The 19113-nt window shown below is 50.1% G+C and carries 16 protein-coding genes and 1 pseudogene; 6 read left to right on the top strand and 11 right to left on the bottom strand.

All coding sequences use genetic code 11. The annotated features are described in order from the left end of the window. Positions 1–16: 16 nt before the first annotated feature. Together METPAY_RS12935 and dcd are read right to left on the bottom strand one after the other, a co-directional pair. A complete protein-coding gene (locus tag METPAY_RS12935; RefSeq protein ID WP_048152990.1) occupies positions 17–1849 on the bottom strand; it encodes a threonine--tRNA ligase in 1833 nt (610 codons plus the stop codon). A 62-nt stretch (positions 1850–1911) separates the two neighbouring features. Further along, on the bottom strand, positions 1912–2463 hold the full coding sequence (gene dcd, locus METPAY_RS12930; RefSeq protein WP_048152989.1) for a dCTP deaminase: 552 nt from the start codon (positions 2461–2463) through the stop codon (positions 1912–1914). 57 nt (positions 2464–2520) lie between these two features. Here dcd and METPAY_RS15040 point away from each other — a divergent pair, with 57 nt between their 5' ends. Genes METPAY_RS15040 through METPAY_RS12915 form a run of 4 tightly spaced genes read left to right on the top strand, consistent with a single transcriptional unit; the run spans position 2521 to position 5977 of the window. Then, entirely contained in the window at positions 2521–2664 is a 144-nt protein-coding gene (locus METPAY_RS15040; protein ID WP_157199090.1) for a hypothetical protein, read from the top strand. 54 nt (positions 2665–2718) lie between these two features. Then, positions 2719–3306, top strand: a complete 588-nt coding sequence (locus METPAY_RS12925) for a hypothetical protein (protein WP_048152988.1) — start codon at positions 2719–2721, stop codon at positions 3304–3306. A gap of 30 nt (positions 3307–3336) precedes the next feature. Then, positions 3337–4710 carry a TolB family protein gene (locus METPAY_RS12920; RefSeq protein ID WP_157199089.1) on the top strand — a complete coding sequence of 458 codons (1374 nt, stop codon included), beginning with the start codon at positions 3337–3339 and terminating at the stop codon, positions 4708–4710. A gap of 19 nt (positions 4711–4729) precedes the next feature. Further along, complete coding sequence (locus METPAY_RS12915) at positions 4730–5977, top strand: outer membrane protein assembly factor BamB family protein (protein WP_048152986.1); 1248 nt, start codon at positions 4730–4732, stop codon at positions 5975–5977. A 152-nt stretch (positions 5978–6129) separates the two neighbouring features. On the opposite strand, the gene METPAY_RS12910 is transcribed toward METPAY_RS12915, so the two are convergent. From METPAY_RS12910 to METPAY_RS12870, 9 genes are read right to left on the bottom strand one after another with little or no spacing between them, the layout of a single operon-like run. Beyond that, positions 6130–6873, bottom strand: coding sequence for an RNA methyltransferase (locus METPAY_RS12910; RefSeq protein ID WP_048152985.1), 744 nt, complete (start codon positions 6871–6873; stop codon positions 6130–6132). Continuing rightward, positions 6873–7562, bottom strand: coding sequence for a phosphoglycerol geranylgeranyltransferase (locus METPAY_RS12905; protein WP_048152984.1), 690 nt, complete (start codon positions 7560–7562; stop codon positions 6873–6875). Before METPAY_RS12905 ends, METPAY_RS12910 begins: the two co-directional genes overlap by 1 nt. Before the next feature lie 12 nt (positions 7563–7574). After that, on the bottom strand, positions 7575–10373 hold the full coding sequence (locus tag METPAY_RS12900; protein WP_048152983.1) for a DNA topoisomerase I: 2799 nt from the start codon (positions 10371–10373) through the stop codon (positions 7575–7577). Between the two features lie 7 nt (positions 10374–10380). Next, a complete protein-coding gene (gene gatB / locus METPAY_RS12895) occupies positions 10381–11835 on the bottom strand; it encodes an Asp-tRNA(Asn)/Glu-tRNA(Gln) amidotransferase subunit GatB (RefSeq protein WP_048152982.1) in 1455 nt (484 codons plus the stop codon). Further along, the gene (gene gatA, locus METPAY_RS12890; protein ID WP_048152981.1) at positions 11836–13140 is read right to left on the bottom strand and encodes an Asp-tRNA(Asn)/Glu-tRNA(Gln) amidotransferase subunit GatA; all 1305 of its coding nucleotides are present in this window, start codon (positions 13138–13140) and stop codon (positions 11836–11838) included. Then, positions 13140–13409 (bottom strand): Asp-tRNA(Asn)/Glu-tRNA(Gln) amidotransferase subunit GatC, encoded by a 270-nt coding sequence (gene gatC / locus METPAY_RS12885; protein ID WP_013329859.1) that lies wholly within the window; start codon positions 13407–13409, stop codon positions 13140–13142. Before gatC ends, gatA begins: the two co-directional genes overlap by 1 nt. Positions 13410–13420: 11 nt before the next feature. Then, positions 13421–14422, bottom strand: coding sequence for an asparagine synthase C-terminal domain-containing protein (locus METPAY_RS12880; RefSeq protein WP_048152980.1), 1002 nt, complete (start codon positions 14420–14422; stop codon positions 13421–13423). A gap of 27 nt (positions 14423–14449) precedes the next feature. Next, positions 14450–16852 carry a DNA-directed DNA polymerase gene (locus METPAY_RS12875; protein ID WP_048152979.1) on the bottom strand — a complete coding sequence of 801 codons (2403 nt, stop codon included), beginning with the start codon at positions 16850–16852 and terminating at the stop codon, positions 14450–14452. A 1-nt stretch (position 16853) separates the two neighbouring features. After that, complete coding sequence (locus METPAY_RS12870) at positions 16854–17720, bottom strand: malate dehydrogenase (RefSeq protein ID WP_048152978.1); 867 nt, start codon at positions 17718–17720, stop codon at positions 16854–16856. A 59-nt stretch (positions 17721–17779) separates the two neighbouring features. Between METPAY_RS12870 and METPAY_RS12865 the strand changes: the two genes are divergently transcribed. Both METPAY_RS12865 and METPAY_RS12860 read left to right on the top strand, forming a co-directional pair. Next, positions 17780–18670 (top strand): dihydroorotate dehydrogenase, encoded by an 891-nt coding sequence (locus METPAY_RS12865; RefSeq protein ID WP_048152977.1) that lies wholly within the window; start codon positions 17780–17782, stop codon positions 18668–18670. Beyond that, positions 18663–19113, top strand: a pseudogene (locus METPAY_RS12860) (dihydroorotate dehydrogenase electron transfer subunit); the annotation flags it as partial. The gene METPAY_RS12865 and the pseudogene METPAY_RS12860, both read left to right, overlap by 8 nt.

Here is a 19113-nt window from a genome sequence, read left to right as displayed (position 1 = left end):
TGGTGGTTTTGGGAGATCAGATGAATCTGGGTTTGGCCGAGAGTTTTTTGGATGTATACATCGGCCTGAACGGCCTGCTGCCAATATCTTCCTTAACCTTTGATATAAGCTCTTCTGCCGTCATCTCTTCCTTATATGGAGCTTTCGGCTTCGACATGCTCCTTATGGTGACAGGAAGTTTTCCGGATTCCATCTCCGAATCTCCTACGACTACTACATAGGGCACCCAGTCCATTCCTGCTTCACGGATCTTCTTTCCGACGCTCTCTTCGCGGTCGTCGAAGTCGCACCTGACGCCTGCACTGTTGATCTTATTGCAGAGCTCCCCGGCATATTCAGTGTGTTTCGAGGAGACCGGAAGGACTCTTACCTGTGTCGGCGAGAGCCATACCGGAAGCATCGGAACCTCCTGCGATGCGGTGTTCTCCAGGAGTGCACAGATCACACGCTCTATACTTCCCGTGGGCGAGCAGTGGATGATCGGGGGTCTGACCTCTTCATTCTTGACCGAGTAGTATTTGATGTCGAATCTCTCGGCACTCTCTACATCTATCTGGACCGTCGGGTTTTCGATCGGTCTTCCCTGTCCGTCGATTGCAGCGAGATCGATCTTGGCTATCCAGTAGTGGACCCTGTCGGAGAGCGTTTCGATGAGAACCGGAACTTCGGACATGCGGACGATCTTTTTGACCCATTCTTCATGATCCTTGTAGAAGTCCTCGGTGCACCTGAATACAGCCGCAAGCGGGTATTCGAGATCTTTTCCCGTCTGCCAGCCCATCATCAGCTGCTCTTCGAAGCACTCGAGCGTCTGGTTCATGTCGAGGCACATGGAGTGCATATCGGGCATGGTAAATGCACGAAGCCTCTTTAAACCGATGCATTCGCCTTTCTGCTCGTGCCTGAAGGAGTACGTGGAGAGTTCGTACATCTTCATCGGGAGGGTGTTGGGGGATATATGCATGTCGTGCATTATCGAGAACATCCCGAAGCATGCGGCGAACCTGAGCATCATGTTCCTGTTGCCCGACTTGAACCTGTACTGCCTCTCGCCGAACTTTCCTGCATGTTCGTTGATGGCATGGTTGTCCAGGTCGTACATCACCGGGGTCTCGACGGGCATACCGCCATAGTTGAGGACAAGACCGAGGACATAGTCGGAGAGAAGGTCTCTTATGATCTTTCCCTTCGGCATCCACCTGTGATGGCCGACATCTGAAAGGGGTTCGTAGTCGACGAGCTCCTTTGCGCGCATCAGTTCAACATGAAGCGGCTCTTTTCCCGACTCTACGCTCATTCCGGTCTCTTTTTTGATCAGCTTTCCGAGAGGCGAATCGTCTGCATAATCTTTGTAGTCCTTCTTCTCGCCTTCAGGTGTAAGAACGAAGAAGTTGTGCTCCACAGTCTTCTTCTCGGTTTTTCCCTCTTCGCCGGGCGTTATTGTGCGCGAGAGTTCCGAGAGGGGGTGGCCTTTGCAGGATAATGTGAATGACTTATACCAGCCGAAAGGTGCTCTCTTTACTGTAAATTCCCCGTTAATACGGCATTCGTCTTCGATCTTCGAAAGGGCCTCGACCGCCTTTGCAGGCGAGGAAAGATCGGATGACAGGTGTGCGTAGGGGTAGATCATGATGTTTGTGACGCCGAGCTGTTTTGCGGTGTCGAGGATATCGGCCGCTGTTTTCGATGAGACACCGGCAATATCGTCCTCATCAGCTTTTTCCACGGCGCAGAAAGCGGTAAGCGCCTCCTGCATCTCATCCTCTTTGATGATGTTCTCCTCTGCAACGGGAGTTTTCTTCTGGGCTTTGTATTCTATATTATCAGAATGAATCAATAGAAGTCGCATTTTTCTCTCCGGTTTTCCTAAAAAATTGGTTTTGTTCTCTCTTTATGCTATCGAATAATCGTTCAGTGCTTGTTCTGGTGGTATCTCGAAAGGGTTGCATTCTTCTGGTTAAGGTACTTTGCATCGCCCTTTGCACCGTATGGTTTTTCCGCCTTTTCGGTCGTGTAGAAGACCAGCTGTCCTATGGGCATTCCCGCGTGAAGTCTTACGGGGCGCTGGTTTGCATTGCAGATCTCAAGCGTGATGGTTCCCGAGAATCCTGCATCGATCCACCCTCCTGTCTGGTGGAGGGTGATGCCGAGTCTTGCGATGCTGCTCTTTCCTTCGATGGTTGCGACGACATCTTCGGGAAGGGTTATTGTTTCGAGTGTTTCGGCGAGAAGGAACATTCCCGGCGGGATATCGATATAATCTGCATGTTTTTCCTGGTAATGTGACTCTATGCTCTCCCTGTCGTAGGGATCGATAACCTCATCACACTCATCGTACCATACAAAATGGTTTCCCAGCCTGATGTCCACCGAATTCGGCTGGATATAAGAATTGTCGGAGGGTTCGATTTTTATGAACCCTCTCCTAATCCAGTCCTGCAGCTGCCAGTCAACGAGAATCATCTGGAATAATTTTGTTTCTATATGATAATAGAAGTATCCGGGCGGTGAAGAAAAGTAATGAATCTCCTCAACGGAAATTCTTCTTTTTTATTATATGTCGCAGGCTGGGAATGTCCGGCTATTGTATTAAAAATAAAATCAAAACAATTAATTGGTATAACAAATAAGCGATTTATTGTTAATGCCGGCGGGGCAAAATAACATCATTATATCCAAAATTGCGTGTTTTTTAGTCCTTGAACGGGAGTGATGAAAATGGAAAAGAATGTATTTTATCTTCTGGTCGTTATCCTACTGGTTGTAACGAACGCCTGTACATACATCATCTGTTCCTGGGATCAGCCCGCTGGTGAATCGAATTGCGGGGCAAAAACTGAGGTTCTCATTTATATTCCTCCTCATGAAACAGGGGAAGAATGTCAGCAGGTAGACTTTTCTCGTTTTACGATGCCCTACTTTTCGCCGATATACGAAGATTCATCAAGAAGAGTTGTAGACAACACACTCATTACCTCGAGTACAATCTACAACACTGTTCCATTAAACAAGTATTGCGGTCTTGCGCCATTTAATTGGTATGCGTTTGATGCGGCCAATATCAGTCTTCTGTATGAAAATGAGGAGATCTATCCGTCAAAAATTGTCATTACACCTGCATATGACGATTATGACGTGGATGATTTAAGTTCTCCCCTGTACGGGGTTACAATCGAAAGGTGGTATTCTCTTCCTGAAGATATCGATCTTAACAAAACGAAGATAAGGAGCAATTATATGGAGTACCTCAGCAGCAGGGGCTCTCCTTTTAAATATGAAGCATATGAAAAAAATTTCAGTTTATAATGACGGGATGTCGTAAGAAAAGATGATAAAATGTTTAATATTAAGATTCTAAGGAACGGTCATATACGCGGACTGGTAGCCATATTGTTCATTTCAATATTTATTCTGGTTCCGGCCGTAGCCGAATCCAACTTTACCCTCTCTCCCGTTCAGCGTCAGTTATCATCACCATATGAGATCTCAAATTTAACCTTCTGCGGGGTATCGTGCGATTATACTGCCGGAAGTCCTGACGGGACTGAGATTGCACTTTCATGCATGGAATGGAAAGAGCCATGCAGCTGTAGCTATTCGTGTCTGGGATGTGCAGAAGATGATCCGCATTTGTTCCTTATGAAAAGCGACGGTTCAGGCAAGCATCAAATATCTAATCTCACCGTCTCAGGAGTTCCTTTATGGAATCCGGGGGGCGATTCGATAGCAATCAAAGGACTTGAAAAATCAGGAACTCCTACGGGTGGTTTTCGTCCTTCAAATGAAGGAATATGGATTATCTCAGTTAATACGAACGATGAATACCTGCTTGTAAACAGTTCGGATGCCTGGGGGGCTGCGTGGAGTCCCGGCGGCCGTTTTCTGGCGTATACATTGTATAATGAGGAAAATATCACGTTGAACATTATTTCTGTGGAAAATTCCAGTAGCAGGCGGCTCTATACCCTTCCCAATTTGGATGGGTTCGATATGTACCCCCACAGCATGTGTAAATCTCATAAGGGAGGGCTGGAAGACACGATCCGGTGGGGTGATGACGGAGAAAGTCTTTCTTTCATCTCCGGGGAAGACCTGAATGGAGGATCAGGGCAGTTTCTTTTAGTTCATGTCGGCATTGACGGCTCCGTGATCAGCCGCTTCCCGGTTAACATAAGTAATTCCTACAGGATTTCGGAATTCGCCTGGAACCCGTCTTCAGATCGATTCGCGTATATATCAAATTTAACTTATCATCCGACTGAAAATCATCTCCAGATCGTAGGTCCTGCCGGCGAAACCGAGGTACCTATGTATGATTACAATTACTCCTCAAATTATAAGTCTGTGCAATGGAGTGACGCTGCCGATGGTTTCATATTTACTGATCAGGGAGATATCTGGAAAGCAGATGAATCCGGAAATGAACTGACCCGGCTGACAATGAACGGGTCAGTAAGATTCGTCACACAACTGCCGGGAAGTGAAAAGATCATCTATTCAGAATCCTTAAATATCACCGATTGCACTGAGCCGGCATTGGGCTATGAAATAGTCGGATGGCCTAATCATCGCACTTACTGGCGGTACTGGATGACTGCGTCACGCATTGGAATTCTTGATCTCGGTAATATGACCGGGTCTCCGATAAATACTACCCTGTTTGAGAACTTGCCGGCGATTCTCGTGGTTTGTGCCTGTGCTTGTGCGTAAAAGGCGGTGATGAAAACAGATGAAATTAAAACAGACATTGAAAGGAAGGATACTATTCACGAATCTCTTAATCGTCATCGTCATTTTTTTGGTCTTTACAATCCTGACTCATACTTCAAACGGTGGGACAGAAGAAAAACCTGTTGACAATGTATCTTCGTCAAACTATCTCACTCCTCCGTGGCAGTTTAAAGGCCTGCAAATGCAGTCTAACAACCTGCAATTATTTCATCTCACCTATCTTGCAATGAGTGATAGCGGGGAAATTGTTGTTGTATCGGGCTCCAGCCAGATGTATTCTTTCAACGTGAGTGAAGGCACAGTCCAGAATTTCAGCACTATTGAGGCCATAGAATGTATCGATGTAAGTTCTGGTGGAATAACGGTTGGCGGTTCGTCTATGATTGTAGGTAATCAGGATCACGGAGTCGTCAGCTGCTTTGATGAAAATGGTATGTTTCTCTGGAACTATACGACAGGTGGACCAGTAAGTAGTATAAAAATAAGCTCTGACGGGCGGTATATCGTTGCAGGGACGGAGCATAACCCATCAGGAATTGCAAAAATAATGTTCTTTTCAGTAAACGGTTCGCTTCTGTGGATGGAAAATGCATATAAATCTTCATTTGAAGTAACAAGCGTTGATATAACTCCTGACGGCGAATATGTCGCTGCCGGAACAGATTATAATAAGGTATATCTTTTCTCCAACAACGGGGCTAAGATCCTGGATTATACAACTTATGGACCAATCGATGCTGGTTATACCTACAGGTATAGAGGTACCGATCCAGGCCAGTACGTTGCCCTTAGTGATGACGGCACCTACCTTGCCGCTGGTTCACTGGATCGCTATGTCTACATGTTCAGCAATAACGGGACCCGTCTTTGGAGATACAAAGGAGAAAGACCGTTCTGCGTAACAGATATTACTTCCGACGGTTCCCGTATAGTCTCGGTCTCAGACGACGGTACGATCTTTTTCTTCAATCGGACCGGTTCTCTTCTCTGGACTTATGATACGGGGAGCATTATCAGGAGTATCAAAACAGATTCATCCGGAGATCTGATCGTGGCAGGAGCCAGCAATTCGGAGATATACTGCCTGAATGGTTCAGGCGACCTTATCGGAAATTACACCGCCAAGGGAGGGGTTACTGATGTCGAGATGAGTGAAGACGGCTCTTATATTTCAGCTATAAGCGAAGGAGGAGTTATTTATTTCTTCGGCAGGGACGACCTCTGCAACAGGGATACGGTAGTATAGATGAATGGTTTACCTTCTCTCTCTACCTGAATTGTCTTCTTCTGCTTTTTTTACTTTTATTCCGATTATTAAATTCTTCATGTACAAAGGGGTTTTTCGGTGAAATTAAAGCAGATAATAAAGAGAAATCCATTTTCGGCTATGTATGAATCCTAATCCCCGCCGCTCGTCTTCTTCTCGTTTTCAGTTTTTTCAAACTCGTCCCCGAGGATCAGCTGCTCCGTTCTCCGGAGGATGCCGTGCATGGTCGAGACCTCGCGGATTGTGAGTTTCGTCCTCCCGAAGATCCTTCTCATCATCGTGAGAGTATTGTCACGCTTGTAGTCCGGGTGATTGATAGTATCGAGGAAGCGGTCGAGATGATCGTAGAACGCATCGACTTCGATGCGGGACGCCATGGGATACGTTCCCCGTGGAATATTTGCAAGTTCGTAGACGATCACTCCGACTGCGTGCGAGATATTTACGATAGGATATTCCGGCGATGTGGGAATCGTGCATATTATATCGCACTTCATTATCTCTTCGTTGGAGAGCCCCCAGTTCTCCCTTCCGAATATTATCGAGACCCTGCCCTCAACATCTTTTATCATATCAAGAAGTTCGGAGGGCTCGTAGTAGGGCATCCTCATCGCATGGGTGACCGTCTTGGAAAGGCCGCCTGTCGTTGCAACGAGAATGTTCGATTCTTCTATTACTTCGTCGAGAGATGTGACATGTCTCGCATTTTCAAGAACGTCCCTTGCATGAGAAGACCTTGCCCTTGCCTCATCTCCGATATCGGGGGGGTTGATAAGGGTCAGGTTGTAAAACCCGAAGTTCTTCATTACCCTGGCAGCGAAGCCGATATTTCCCTCGTAGAGGGGTTCGCAGAGGACGATCTCGATCTCGGGCATTATTTTACAGCACGGACGGTTTCCCTGAGGACAGCTGCACCATTGTCATATACTGCGTTTCCGACGACTATCGTGTCGGCGTACTTTGCCATCTCGGCGGCTTTTTCCTTTGAGTTGATGCCGCCGCCGTAATACAGCAGGGCATCTTCGACAGCCTCCGATGCGGCCTTCACGATCTCAGGATTCCCGAAGGTTCCCGAATACTCGATATAAACTATGGGGAATTTGAAGTACCTGTCTGCAACCGTGGCGAAGGCGGCGACATCCTCGGCAGGCAGGTTGCAGACCGCTCTTGTTACCCTGCCTACCGATGAATTGGGATTAAGAACGATATATGCTTCGGGAACCACCAGATCCCAGGGGATATTTTTTGTATTTTTCACCCAGTACTCGTGTTTTCCTACAATCCACACGGGTTCGGGAGTGTTCAGGACGCTTGGAACGAAGAGACCGTGGATGTCATCGAAGATGACTCCGGAAGGATCGGCAGGTTCGACGACGAGCGGAAGACCGTACTCTTTTACCTGCTCTCTTAGTTCGGTTACGTTCTCCTTTGTAACGTTCAGAGTTCCTGAAAGCATCAGGGCATCGGTACCGCTTGTTGCAATTGCCTCGACCTCGCCGGGCCTGATTGATTTGTCAGGGTCGAGTTTTGTAATATGTCGCCATTCACGCCAGTTGCTGTTCATGAAATCACTATTTTATTTGCATTCTTCCTGAAAATAAGTTATCTTTTCGGATGGAATGCCTGTTAATTTTGAGATCTGCTCCGGGTCTGCACTGCATAATTTTTTCCTGCTGACAATGCCGGCCATATACAGTTTCTCAAGCATCGCCTCGCCGAGGCCTTCAATGGAGAGAAGTTCGGTCCTGCCCGATTCAAGCTCTTTCCTGGATACCTTCTCCGGGAGCCTGACACCTGTTGCTTCGCACACAACTGCGGCGTGCTTGTAAACTGTATCTACATTCAGCCCGGTTTTAGCGCTCAGATATGCCGGGTGAATATAACAGAAGTCTTCGGGCGTGACAAATCCAGCATCAAAGTATTTTTTCAGGCTCACTGCAGGGACGCCGTACTCTTTCAGGATGGCCTTGTTATATACCAGCCTTGCCTCCTGGACCAGGGATTCCGCCTCTTCTGCGGAGAGCTTCATTTTCTCAAGCGTCTTCTTGTCCGCACGTGCCAGTGATTGCATGTCCACGATACCTGCATCGAAGAACATGTTGAGTACTTTTGCGTGGCTTCTTCCCCTCTTCGGGGGGATGATCTTCCTGACGAATTTTTTCAGCTCCGATCTTTTCCTGAGCAGTTCGAGGACTTCGTCTGCCTCCCTGATAAGTTTTTCAGAGTCCTCCTTTGAAATTCCGGCAACTTTCGATAACTTTTCAGGATTTTCGTTTGCGATCTCGTATACCGTGTAGATATTATGTGAGTGAAGATTCGAGATCAGGTCCTTGGATATCGAAGGGATCATGTTCAGGGTTTCGAGGTTCGAACTGATATGATTGCACAGGGGACAACCGAGATCCCACGGCGGCGAACCTTTCCTGACGAGCCTGATGTGATTCATTCCGTGTATCTCGCAGATCTTGTTGTCCCTTATCGCCTTGCCCCACTGGCCGGAGGGGAGGCCGATATTGAAACTGCAGTCCGGATATCCGGTGCACCCGATGAACTGTGCCATTCCTTTGGTCGTCCGGATCATGAGACTTTTACCGCATACCGGGCATTTCCCGACGACCCTCTCCTCGGCGGTCTTGTCCATGATCTCGGAACCGATATCCTCTTCGTTCGCTTCGAGTGACTCGAATATCTCGTGAAGCATCTCCCGCGATTCCTGAACGACCGAATCCTTGGAGAGAATGCTCTTCTTGATCTCCTCCATGTGCTCTTCGAGCGTTCTGGTCATATCCGGCTTTGTTATAAGACCTGCATGATCTTCGAGGGACTCGGTCACGGCCCTGCCTACCAGGGTGGGTTTGAGAGGATTTCCTTCGACATAGCGGCGTGAAAAGAGTTTTCCTATAACGTCGTGGCGTGTAGATTTTGTTCCCAGTCCCAGCTCTTCCATGACCTGGATCAGTTTGCTCTGGGAGTACCTCGGCGGAGGAAGAGTCTCCTTCTCCTCCAGCCTTATGTCAAGGATCGGCAGTTTTTCACCTGCGGCAAGTACAGGCAGTGCCTGCTCCTTTGCCTGGCTGTATGTATAGACAATCCTGTAACCTTCGTAATCCAGCCTCTGCCCTGTCGATGCATAGGGTTCGCCGCCTGCGTCGAATGTATACTTGAGAGTCTTCCATCTTGCATCGGGGGACAACGTCGCGAGGAAGCGCCTGACTACAAGCTCGTATACCTTCCACGCTGTCTCGTCCATATCGGCCTTGTTGGCGGCTGCGGTCGGGTGAATTGGGGGGTGATCCGTGCTCGACTTCTTGCCGCGTGTCGGGCTCGGGCGCATATTTGCAGAAACCCATTCAACTTCGCGTTTGAAAGGAGATTTCTTCAGTTCGGTAAGGATTCCCTTTAGATCGAGTGATGAGGGGTAGATTGTATTGTCGGTTCTCGGGTAGGAGATATAACCGTTCATGTAGAGCTCTTCTGCGATCCTCATCGCGTTGGAAGCAGAAAGTCCGAGCCTTGATGCGGATACGATGTATGCGGTTGTATCAAAAGGTGTCGGAGCGTGATCCGCTCTTGTCCCTTCTTTTATATCGGTGACAGTGAGGGGCTCTTTTGTACCCTTCAGGGATCTTTCCGCAGATTCTTTATCCCAGAATTTGCCTTCTGTGTGTCTGGCCTCGAACTTTTCTTCTTCCTTCTCGGAATCGAGGCTGATCATCCAATAAGGCTCGGGCACAAAGGCTTCGATCTCTTTCTCGCGGTCGACGATCATCGCAAGCGTCGGGCTCTGTACACGGCCGACACTCAGGATATTGTTTCCGCCTCGTTTTGCCGCAAGGCTGATGAAACGTGTGAGCGATGCACCCCAGATCAGGTCGACTACCTGCCTTGCCTCTCCTGCCTCCGCGAGGTTGAAATCGAGTTCGGCGGGATTTGCGAAGGCACTCGTAATCTCCTGCTTTGTAATGGCGCTGAATCTTGCTCTCTTGATCGGGACCGTTTTATTCGCCGAACGGACGATCTCGTAGGCCTCTTTGCCTATGAGCTCTCCTTCCCTGTCAAAATCGGTTGCAATGATTACATGATCCGCTTTTTTTGCAAGTCTTTTGATCAGCTGAACAATCCGTTTTTCTGTCGGCTTCTTGATCGTTCCGGCATCTATCAGGCTTTTTGGCGTATGAGTTTCGCTTCGCCAGTTGCTGTAGCCCGGCTCAAAATCGATCTCGACAACATGACCTCTGAGACCGATTGCAACCTTGTCGTCAAAAGAGTATGTGTTTACACCTTCTTCGCGCTTTACGGACGGTTTCTTGTTTTCAGCCAGTATCCCTGCGATTCTTTGTGCAGCGATGTTCTTTTCCGCAATGATAAGGTGCATCTGAATTCTACTCCATATTGATATGCTTTATGATTTTCGGTGCAATCGCCTTGGGATCGGCCCTGCCCCTGGTCTCTTTCATGACCTGGCCTACAAGGAAGTTGACTGCGTTTGTATTTCCAGATTTGAAATCTTCCACTGCCTGCGGGTTGGCTTCGATCACTTTTGCGATGATATCGCCGAATTCATCATCGTCGCCTTTTGACAGACCCAAACGTTGTACCATATCCGAAGGCATCTCCGGTTCTTTTCCTTCCTTTATCCCGTCGAGGATCATGCGGAGGATATCCACCGAGACCCTGTCGGTAATCTCGTTGTCTTTCAGCAGGATGACGAGATCTTTGAAGCAGTCCGGGGGCACATCCGTTATCTTCATGTCCCTGTAGTAGAGTTCCCCGAGAAGTGTGTCTGATACAAGGGTCGCAGTAAGAACCGGGTCGCATAATGCGATCTTCTCATAGAAGTCGGCGACTTTGAGATCTCCTGTAAGGGTCTTCGAGTGGTTGAGCGAGATCCCGTATGTTTTCATGAACCGCTCGCGGCGTGCGTCCGGCAGTTCGGGAAGCTCGATTTCGTCCGCCCATTCACTGACCTTCAGGGGCCTGAGGTCGGGTTCGGGGAAGTAGCGGTAATCGTTCTCCTCCTCTTTTGATCTCGATCCCTGGGTGATACCGCGTGCCTCCATGAAGTGGCGGGTCTCCATCAGGATCTCCTGGCCCCTGCGGATCATGTTCCTCTGCCTTGTTATCTCGAAGGTGAGCGCTTTTTCGACACCCTTGTAAGAGGAGATGTTCTTGCATTCCACCCTGTTGTGTCCTTCGAGCGAGATGTTCGCATCGACCCTGATGGACCCTTCCTTCTCGCCGTCGAAGACCTCGAGATATTCGAGTGTCGTCCTGAGTTTGTTCAGGAAACGGCGTGCCTCTTTCGGAGATGAAAGATCGGGTTCGGTGACGATCTCGATCAGTGGGATCGAGGAACGGTTGTAATCGACGAGTGAATATCCGGCACGGTCCCTGCTGGTTTTATGGACAAGTCTCCCGGGGTCCTCTTCGAGGTGTATCCTCCTGATGCGGATATTTTTCTCGTGCCCTTCGTCGTCGTCCACCGAGAGAATGCCTTTGATCGCGACCGGCTTGTCGTACTGGCTGATCTGGTAGCCCTTCGGGAGGTCCGGATAGAAGTAGTTCTTTCTTGAGAATTCAGAATACTCCGGGATTTCGAGGTTGAGCGCCTTGGCGACCTTGAGGGCGTATATCACGGCCTGCCTGTTGAGTTTGGGCAACGCTCCTGGTAGTCCCAGGCATATCGGGCATACATGGGTGTTGGGTTCGCTGTCCCTGTAGTCGGTCGAGCACCCGCAGAACAGTTTTGTCTTCGTATTGAGCTGGCAGTGAATCTCAAGTCCGATAATGACTTTGAGTTTGTTCACGTCTATTTTTTGTTCGCCCGTTTCGCTCATTTACGCCGCCTCCTGTTCGTATGCTGCCGCAGTATCGATCACCGTCTCGTCGTCGAAGTGTTTTCCGAGGATCTGGAGACCGACCGGCATATTATCCACCTTTCCGCAAGGTACGGATATCGCCGGAACTCCTGCAAGGTTTGCAGGAACGGTCAGGATATCGCTCAGGTACATCTCAAGCGGATCGCTCTTTTCGCCAAGCTTATAGGCGATATTCGGCATGGTCGGCCCTGCGAGCACGTCGACTTCCTTTAAGACCCTGAGGAAGTCCTTTCTTACGTTCTGCTTTGCGACCTGTGCCTTTGCATAATACTTCCCGTAATATCCGGCAGAGAGGGCGAAGGTTCCGAGCATGATCCTCCTGATTACCTCTTCGCCGAAGTATTCTCCCCTGAAGTCCCTGAATTCTTCATGCCAGCGGCGCTTTGCCTCAACCTTCGGGCCGAACCTTATCCCGTCGAACCTTGAGAGATTCGACGATGCCTCGCTTGTGCAAGTAACATAGTATGCTGCAAGCGCATAGCTCATGCTGGGAATGCTGCATTCCACGGTCTCGGCCCCGAGCTCTTCGAGGACACCAATGGCATCTCTTACTTTTTCGGCGACTCTCTCGTCCACACCCTCACCAAAATATTCCGAGGGTATCCCGATCTTCTTTCCTTTGATGCTCTCAGGATCTGGATCATGGGTATACTGGTTGTGGTATGCCGTTGAATCGAATTCGTCCGGGGCGGAGATTACTTTCATAAGGGTCGAGACTCCGCTGACGTCCTTTGCCATCGGACCGATCTGTTCGAGAGAGTTCGAGTATGCGATCAGGCCGTAACGCGAGACCCTTCCGTATGTCGGCTTCAGCCCTACGATCCCGCAGAAGGAAGCGGGGCACCTGATCGATCCTCCCGTATCGCTGCCGAGAGCCATCGGGACCATCCCCGAGGCGATGGCCGCCGCACTTCCGCCTGACGATCCGCCCGGGACTCTTGTCGGATCGCAGGGGTTTGTGGTGGGGCTGAATGCCGAATTTTCGGTGGTCGTTCCCATTCCGAATTCATCCATGTTCGTCTTGCCCACGATCGCTGCGCCCTCTTTTTTCAGCATCGCGACAACATGTGCATCGTATGGCGGGATATATCCCTGGAGAATCTTCGAGCCGGCTGTAGTCTCGATTCCCTTTGTAGATATGTTGTCCTTGACGGCGACGGGTATCCCGGAGAGAATCCTGCCTGTTTCATATTCCGCGGATTTGAGGAGGGTTATAAAGGCGTTGTTCTTATCTTCGCATGTAATTTCAAAAATTTCCGGCATTACATCACCTTTGGCGCCACGATGAATCCTTCCTCGGTCTCGCCGGCATTTTCAAGCGCCTCCTCCTGTGTGAGCGGAGGCGTCACGACATCTTCCCTCAGCACATTATAGAGATCAGACTCTTCCATTTCATCCATCCCGACACTGTCAAGTATGTCAAAGTATTCCAGTATATTATTAAACTGACCGGTAAATCCGCTCAATTTTTCTTTATCTATTGTAATATCAGCCAATTGCGCTATTTTTTCGACTTCTTCCTTTGTGACCATTTAATGAACCCTCAGGGATTAATTTGATTAATCAATTGATCTATGTACCGTTGCACCGAATTTTTATAACCGTTTTTACGTGCAAGTCTCTGGATTTCTTTCCACACTCCGCTCCCGTACTGCATCGCTTTCTTGCTGTAAAAGGCTGCTTCTTCGGGCATATGCGATGCGGCGACCGCTCTCAGGGGGTATTTTCTGATACCTTCACGGACCATTCCGCCGGGTGGTAGTGCCTGCGAAGCGCGCACCACTCTCATGTCGAGGTACGGGCACGAGACATATGTCCCGTGGATCGATGCGACCGCCTGATCGCGTTTGGACTGGACGGAGAGACCTTCGAAATCCGTTTTCAGTTTTTCAGCAGGATCGCCGGGCTCAAGATAGCGGGCGTAGCCGCCGAAAAGCTCGTCGGCCCCCTGGCCTGCAAGTATTCTCTTGTGACCGTTTGCAGACGCCCATCGTGCAACGAAGAAGAGCGTGGCCGCGATCGATGCGTCGAGTGGCGTCTTTCTCGGGATTACCCTGAGAACCTTTTTCAACACCGGTTCTATCTCGTCGGTTTCAATCTCACAGATCGTATGAGACTTCAGTCCTGCCAGTTCTGCAACCTCTTTCGAGTGAATGATGTCGTGGCAGCCGCTGATGCCGACGGTAATCGCCGGTCTGTCGGAGACTGCCGCGACAAGCGCGGAGTCGACACCTCCCGAGAATGCAACAACGCCTTCATCGCTCCTGAGCCGGATGGACTGTATTATTGCATCGTCGAGACTGAGATCCGGGATCTCCGGGAAGATGCTGCATCTCTCCTTCCCGTCGCACACGATCTTTCCCGGAGGACAATCTCCGGGAATGATGCCGAGGTGATCCCTCGCCCGGCAGTCGTCCCACTCAATGTAAAATTCGCCGCCGCAACTGCAAAGGAGAGGAGAGCCTCCCCCGGTCGCGTTCATGATCTCTTCGTCCGAGAGGATCTTTCCCCCGTGCTCTATCCATCCGGTGATCTTCATGCTCATAATATAATCCTGATTTTATCGTTGCCTCTACATCCCGAAATCGAAGAGCGTCGTTCTCGACGGGTCGATGTCATCCCACTTCAGCCCTATAGCCTCGATAATTCTTGATATGGGCTGCTTGATGCTCTTTTCAAGCATGGTCTCGTAGTCCACTATGAATTCCGGCGGCACCTGGTCGGCGTATTCGAAACAGATTACATCCGTCTTAGGATACTTCGATGTGACATTTTTGATGTAGACACGCTTCGGTTTGCTGCCTCTCTTGAAATCGGTCCCAAGGTATTTATTCGAATACATCGCGCCGCGGACCTGTGCGTCTTTGGTTTCGTATGCATCGAGGGCCTTGCCGATCCCTCCCGGAACGCCGATATCATCGAGCGAATAGCGGCCTTTCCTGTACCCGGTGATAATCTCTTTGAGGTATGCCTTGAGTTCTGAGATCTCGGACCCCTTCAGGATCAGCTCCATCACATGAAGCTGGACCACCTTGGTCATGTGGGAGGAGTCGCTCCTCTTCATCTCGAATCCGACGATGTCTATCTTGTCTATATCCTGTCCCTCTTTCCAGACGAGATGTCCCGCGTATCTCTTCTTCCGTCCGGCCTGGAAGAACCGCTTGTAGATCTTCTCGAATTTTATTGAGAAGTAATGTTTCTCGGCCCCGAGCGCTTCCCTTGCGAAGGTGGAGTAACTTGAGTTGAGTTCCGCCTCGATCTCACGTGCGGTGTTTATGGTCTCTTCCCTGTCGAGTGGAGGAAGCTGGATCATGCAGCTGTCGGTATCACCATACAGGACGGTGAATCCCATCTTTTCTATGACATTTCGCGTGTGTTCGATTATCGCCCTTCCGACGGATGTGACGGCCGAACCGATCTCCCTGTCGTACAGCCTGAACCTTGCATATCCGCTGACACCGTAGTAGGTGTTCATTATTACCTTCATTACATTCTGCTGGATGTCGTAGAGTTTGTACTCGGGGGATCCGTATTCGTATTTATTCCTGAGTGCCTTCTTTTCGTCCCTTTCAGCAAGCAGATCGCTGATTATGCTCCTCGTGAGACCGTCGGGCTCTTTCCTGAACCTGATCCCGTTAGGGGCATGCAGTTCGCCGTTAGGATCTTTGGTCTCCGGCGATGCGTTGATCGTCATCATACACATCGGGTAGAGGGATTTCAGGTCGAGGACGACGACGTTCTCCTTCACCCCGCGTGACGGGTCGAATACAGTCGCACCCTCGAACTCCTCTGCATTTGCAAATCCTTTCGATGGAAGCACGTACTTCCCGTGAGCCTTTCGCAGGACGAAGATATCGACGATGTTTGAGGAATTTATGGTGTTGTCGAGCGGGCATCCGACGTACCTCGCGATCTCCTGGTAGAACTCGATAATATCGTTCTTTTTGTTGATCCCTACGCAGAGTTCGACATCCTTCAGGTTATAGTCAACGAGAGTCTGGGGGTCTTCGATCCAGAGTTCTGATATCGTCCCGGTGTACCTGATCTTTCCCTCGCCGAGTTCTTCCTCCCCGATTGCATCAAGTCTGTATGATTCCTTCCTCGCTCCCTGCATCTTTTTGTATGCAGTCAGAAGATCGAATATGGCCCTACCCCTTACGGGAGCTCTCGAAGAAACCCCGGGAAGCCTGGAAAGTGCATCCTCGTGAATATTCAGGTTTTTCATCCTTCCGAGAGTGTAGGGAATATCGAAGTCTACGAAATTCCAGCCCGACATTATATCGGGATCTTTTTCACGTATGTAGGATACCAGTGCCGTCAGGAGTCCTTTTTCGGTATCGAATTCCTGCACGGTATGATTTTCCAGCGACGGTTTGATGCTGCCCTTAAATGGTGAATCCTCGTTCTTCCAGAAGAAAGTGGTATAATGATCGTCGTATGAGTCCCAGCACGTGATACAGTTGATCCTGTCGCGGTTGGGATCGGGAAAGCCGTTTAGGTCCTCGCATTCGATATCCATCATGCAGATCCGGGGTGAGACGCTCAGGTTGCACGGGCTGACTTCGGTGTAATCTGCATAATCTGAAGGGACGGTAATCCCCCCGGTGATACCGCAGTCGATCATAAACCGCGTGGTGAAGAGGATGTCGGCTTCGAAATGGGTGTACCTGTCCCTGACTTCCCTGACATCTCCCGGAGTCCTTGTATAGATTCGCCGGAGTTTTTCGCCTCTTATCGAAGTATATTCCTTTGTAAGATCTACTTCGGTCGAATCCGGAGTCGGGACCATTTCAGCCTGCCCGACAGGTGCATAAAAGTACGGCCTGAATCCTTTCACCCTGATCTCGTGCGCTTTCCCTGATTCGTCCCGTCCGAGGATATGAACGATCGATCCTTCCGCAGTGTTCGAGTATTCGACCTGGTTGATGGCGACAGAGACCGGCTGTGACGGCTCCTGCTCCTGTTTATGACCCATCTCAGAATCTCCCGCAGAGCGTTTTCAGGTGCTCCGCCGCTTCGTTCATTTTGTTCATCTCCCATTCGTCAAGATCTGTCTCTTCGATCCGGAGTATGCCTTCACGCCCGATTACTGCCGGGACTCCCATCGAGCAGGAGGAGATCCCGTATTCGCCGTCGAGGGCGCAGGAGCACGGGACCGTCTCGCGCAAATCCTGCGATATGATCCTGATTAGATCGACTATATTCTGCGCCGGGCCGAATACCGTTCCGCCTTTTCCCTTGATAACCGGCATACTCGCTCCACGCATCATCGAAAGGATCTCCTCGCGCAGGTCGGTCGGGACTTCTTCCTTAAGACCCGAAAAGACCGGCACCTGAAATTCTCCGTGCTCTCCCAGGGCCTGCGCGGTATTGTCGGGGGCAATTCCTTTCTCCTTCAGGAACAGGTGGAGTCTTGCCGTGTCAAGCTGTCCGCCGAAGCCGATGCACTTCTCTCTTTCAATCCCGCCTTTTGTGCAGAAATAATAATTTAGAGCGTCCATCGGATTTGTAACGGCAATGAACACCCCGTCAAAACTGTTTATGCATTTCATGCACTCGGATGCGACGCGGATATTGACGTCGAGAAGATCCGCCCTGGTCTTTATCTGCGGATTCCTCGCCATTCCCGCTGCAAAGAGGATGATATCGGAGTTGCGGATGTTTTCAGGATCTGTATCGATACTGATGTCGAGTCCTGTATGGAGAAGATCGAGCCTCTGTGCCTCAAGGAGGGGTTTGTTTATGTCGAAAAGATGTATTTCACCGGCAATTCCGGTGGCTGCGGATAAAAATGCAACCTCGCCGCCGATCTTGCCTGCACCCAGTATCGAGAGGACTGTCATTCATAGATGGTTTGGATTATGCTAAAATAATAATAGCTACAATTTAATTTCTATTCCTGATGATAACGTTGAATTTAAAAGATTCCGTCTCGGTGGGCGGAATCGATCTGAAAAATCATCTTATTCTTGCTGCAGGTGTTCTGGGGACGACCGGCGCATCCTTAAACAGGATTCTTGAGTCCGGTGCCGGCGGCGTGGTCACCAAGTCTATCGGGCCGTACCCCAAAGAGGGGCACAAGGGCCCGTGCGTTCAGGTTCTCGACGGAGCTCTAATCAACGCGATGGGGCTTCCAAACCCTTCACGTGATTTCACGGAAGAGATAGCTCCCCTGAAGGGCAAATCTGTAATCGCAAGTATATTCGGCGCGAACTCGGAAGAATTCGCAGAAGTGGCCTCATGGTTTATGGACAGTGCGGCGGGCTTCGAGCTGAACGTATCCTGTCCCCATGCGGAAGGATACGGAGCGCAGATCGGATCGGACCCTGATCTGGTCTACGAGTGCACCCGTGCGGTCTCGAAAACCGGAAAGCCGGTATGGGTTAAGCTCACCCCGAACGTCACCAGCATCGCCGACTGCGGAACCGCTGCGGAGAGGGGAGGGGCTTCGGCACTGGTTGCGATCAACACCGTTCGTGCCATGAGGATATCCACCGATCTCAGAAAGCCAATGCTCGGCAACGGTTCCGGTGGGCTTTCGGGTGATGCGATCCTCCCCATCGCCGTCAAATGCGTATGGGATCTCTATGAGGCATGCGAAATCCCGATCGTGGGATGCGGCGGGGTCTCGTCTGCGGACAATGTAATAGAGATGATGATGGCAGGTGCGAGTGCGGTGGAGATCGGAAGTGCGGTCCTGAACGGTGTCGATATATTCGAAAAGATATCCGGTGAATTATATTCCAAAGACGGAATGCCTGCCGAAGAGATCGTGGGGTGTGCGCATGAGTGATCAGAGATCGATCCCTGTTACAGTGACCGGCGTATTCGAAGAAACGCCCAATATAAGAACTATTGAATTCGACAGGAAGTTTATAATCAATCCGGGCCAGTTCTGCATGGTGTGGGTTCCGGGAGTGGACGAGGTTCCGATGGGATTTTCCTCGGAGAACTCGATAACCGTACAGAAGATCGGTGAGGCAACGGAGGCCCTGTTTTCATATGAAGAAGGGCAGAAGCTCGGAATAAAAGGTCCGCTTGGCAACGGCTTCTCACCCAAAGGAAAAGTTCTGGCCGTTGCTGGTGGTGTCGGTGCAGCACCGCTACGAACGATCGCCCTTTCGGGGAGAGTTGAGACATTCCTTCAGGGAGCGCAGAGGGAATCGGAGATCCCGTTCAGGGACCGGCTCGGCAACTGCGGTGAGGTAAAGATATCGACTGACGACGGATCTTATG

It is taken from the genome of Methanolacinia paynteri, assembly GCF_000784355.1.
Classification (GTDB): Archaea; Halobacteriota; Methanomicrobia; order Methanomicrobiales; family Methanomicrobiaceae; genus Methanolacinia; species Methanolacinia paynteri.
Note: the sequence above shows the minus strand (reverse complement) of the source record. Positions and strands in the feature narration are given on the sequence as shown.

What these genes read in the sequence shown, in the direction of transcription:
- gatC (WP_013329859.1), bottom strand. Translation starts at nt 13,409, where the DNA reads ATGGTCACAAAGGAAGAAGTCGAAAAAATAGCGCAATTGGCTGATATT.
- dcd (WP_048152989.1), bottom strand. Translation starts at nt 2,463, where the DNA reads ATGATTCTCGTTGACTGGCAGCTGCAGGACTGGATTAGGAGAGGGTTC.
- METPAY_RS12870 (WP_048152978.1), bottom strand. Translation starts at nt 17,720, where the DNA reads ATGACAGTCCTCTCGATACTGGGTGCAGGCAAGATCGGCGGCGAGGTT.
- METPAY_RS12915 (WP_048152986.1), top strand. Translation starts at nt 4,730, where the DNA reads ATGAAATTAAAACAGACATTGAAAGGAAGGATACTATTCACGAATCTC.
- METPAY_RS12920 (WP_157199089.1), top strand. Translation starts at nt 3,337, where the DNA reads ATGTTTAATATTAAGATTCTAAGGAACGGTCATATACGCGGACTGGTA.
- METPAY_RS15040 (WP_157199090.1), top strand. Translation starts at nt 2,521, where the DNA reads ATGAATCTCCTCAACGGAAATTCTTCTTTTTTATTATATGTCGCAGGC.
- METPAY_RS12935 (WP_048152990.1), bottom strand. Translation starts at nt 1,849, where the DNA reads ATGCGACTTCTATTGATTCATTCTGATAATATAGAATACAAAGCCCAG.
- METPAY_RS12875 (WP_048152979.1), bottom strand. Translation starts at nt 16,852, where the DNA reads ATGGGTCATAAACAGGAGCAGGAGCCGTCACAGCCGGTCTCTGTCGCC.
- METPAY_RS12865 (WP_048152977.1), top strand. Translation starts at nt 17,780, where the DNA reads ATGATAACGTTGAATTTAAAAGATTCCGTCTCGGTGGGCGGAATCGAT.
- METPAY_RS12905 (WP_048152984.1), bottom strand. Translation starts at nt 7,562, where the DNA reads ATGAACAGCAACTGGCGTGAATGGCGACATATTACAAAACTCGACCCT.
- METPAY_RS12900 (WP_048152983.1), bottom strand. Translation starts at nt 10,373, where the DNA reads ATGCACCTTATCATTGCGGAAAAGAACATCGCTGCACAAAGAATCGCA.
- METPAY_RS12925 (WP_048152988.1), top strand. Translation starts at nt 2,719, where the DNA reads ATGGAAAAGAATGTATTTTATCTTCTGGTCGTTATCCTACTGGTTGTA.
- METPAY_RS12880 (WP_048152980.1), bottom strand. Translation starts at nt 14,422, where the DNA reads ATGAGCATGAAGATCACCGGATGGATAGAGCACGGGGGAAAGATCCTC.
- METPAY_RS12910 (WP_048152985.1), bottom strand. Translation starts at nt 6,873, where the DNA reads ATGCCCGAGATCGAGATCGTCCTCTGCGAACCCCTCTACGAGGGAAAT.
- gatA (WP_048152981.1), bottom strand. Translation starts at nt 13,140, where the DNA reads ATGCCGGAAATTTTTGAAATTACATGCGAAGATAAGAACAACGCCTTT.
- gatB (WP_048152982.1), bottom strand. Translation starts at nt 11,835, where the DNA reads ATGAGCGAAACGGGCGAACAAAAAATAGACGTGAACAAACTCAAAGTC.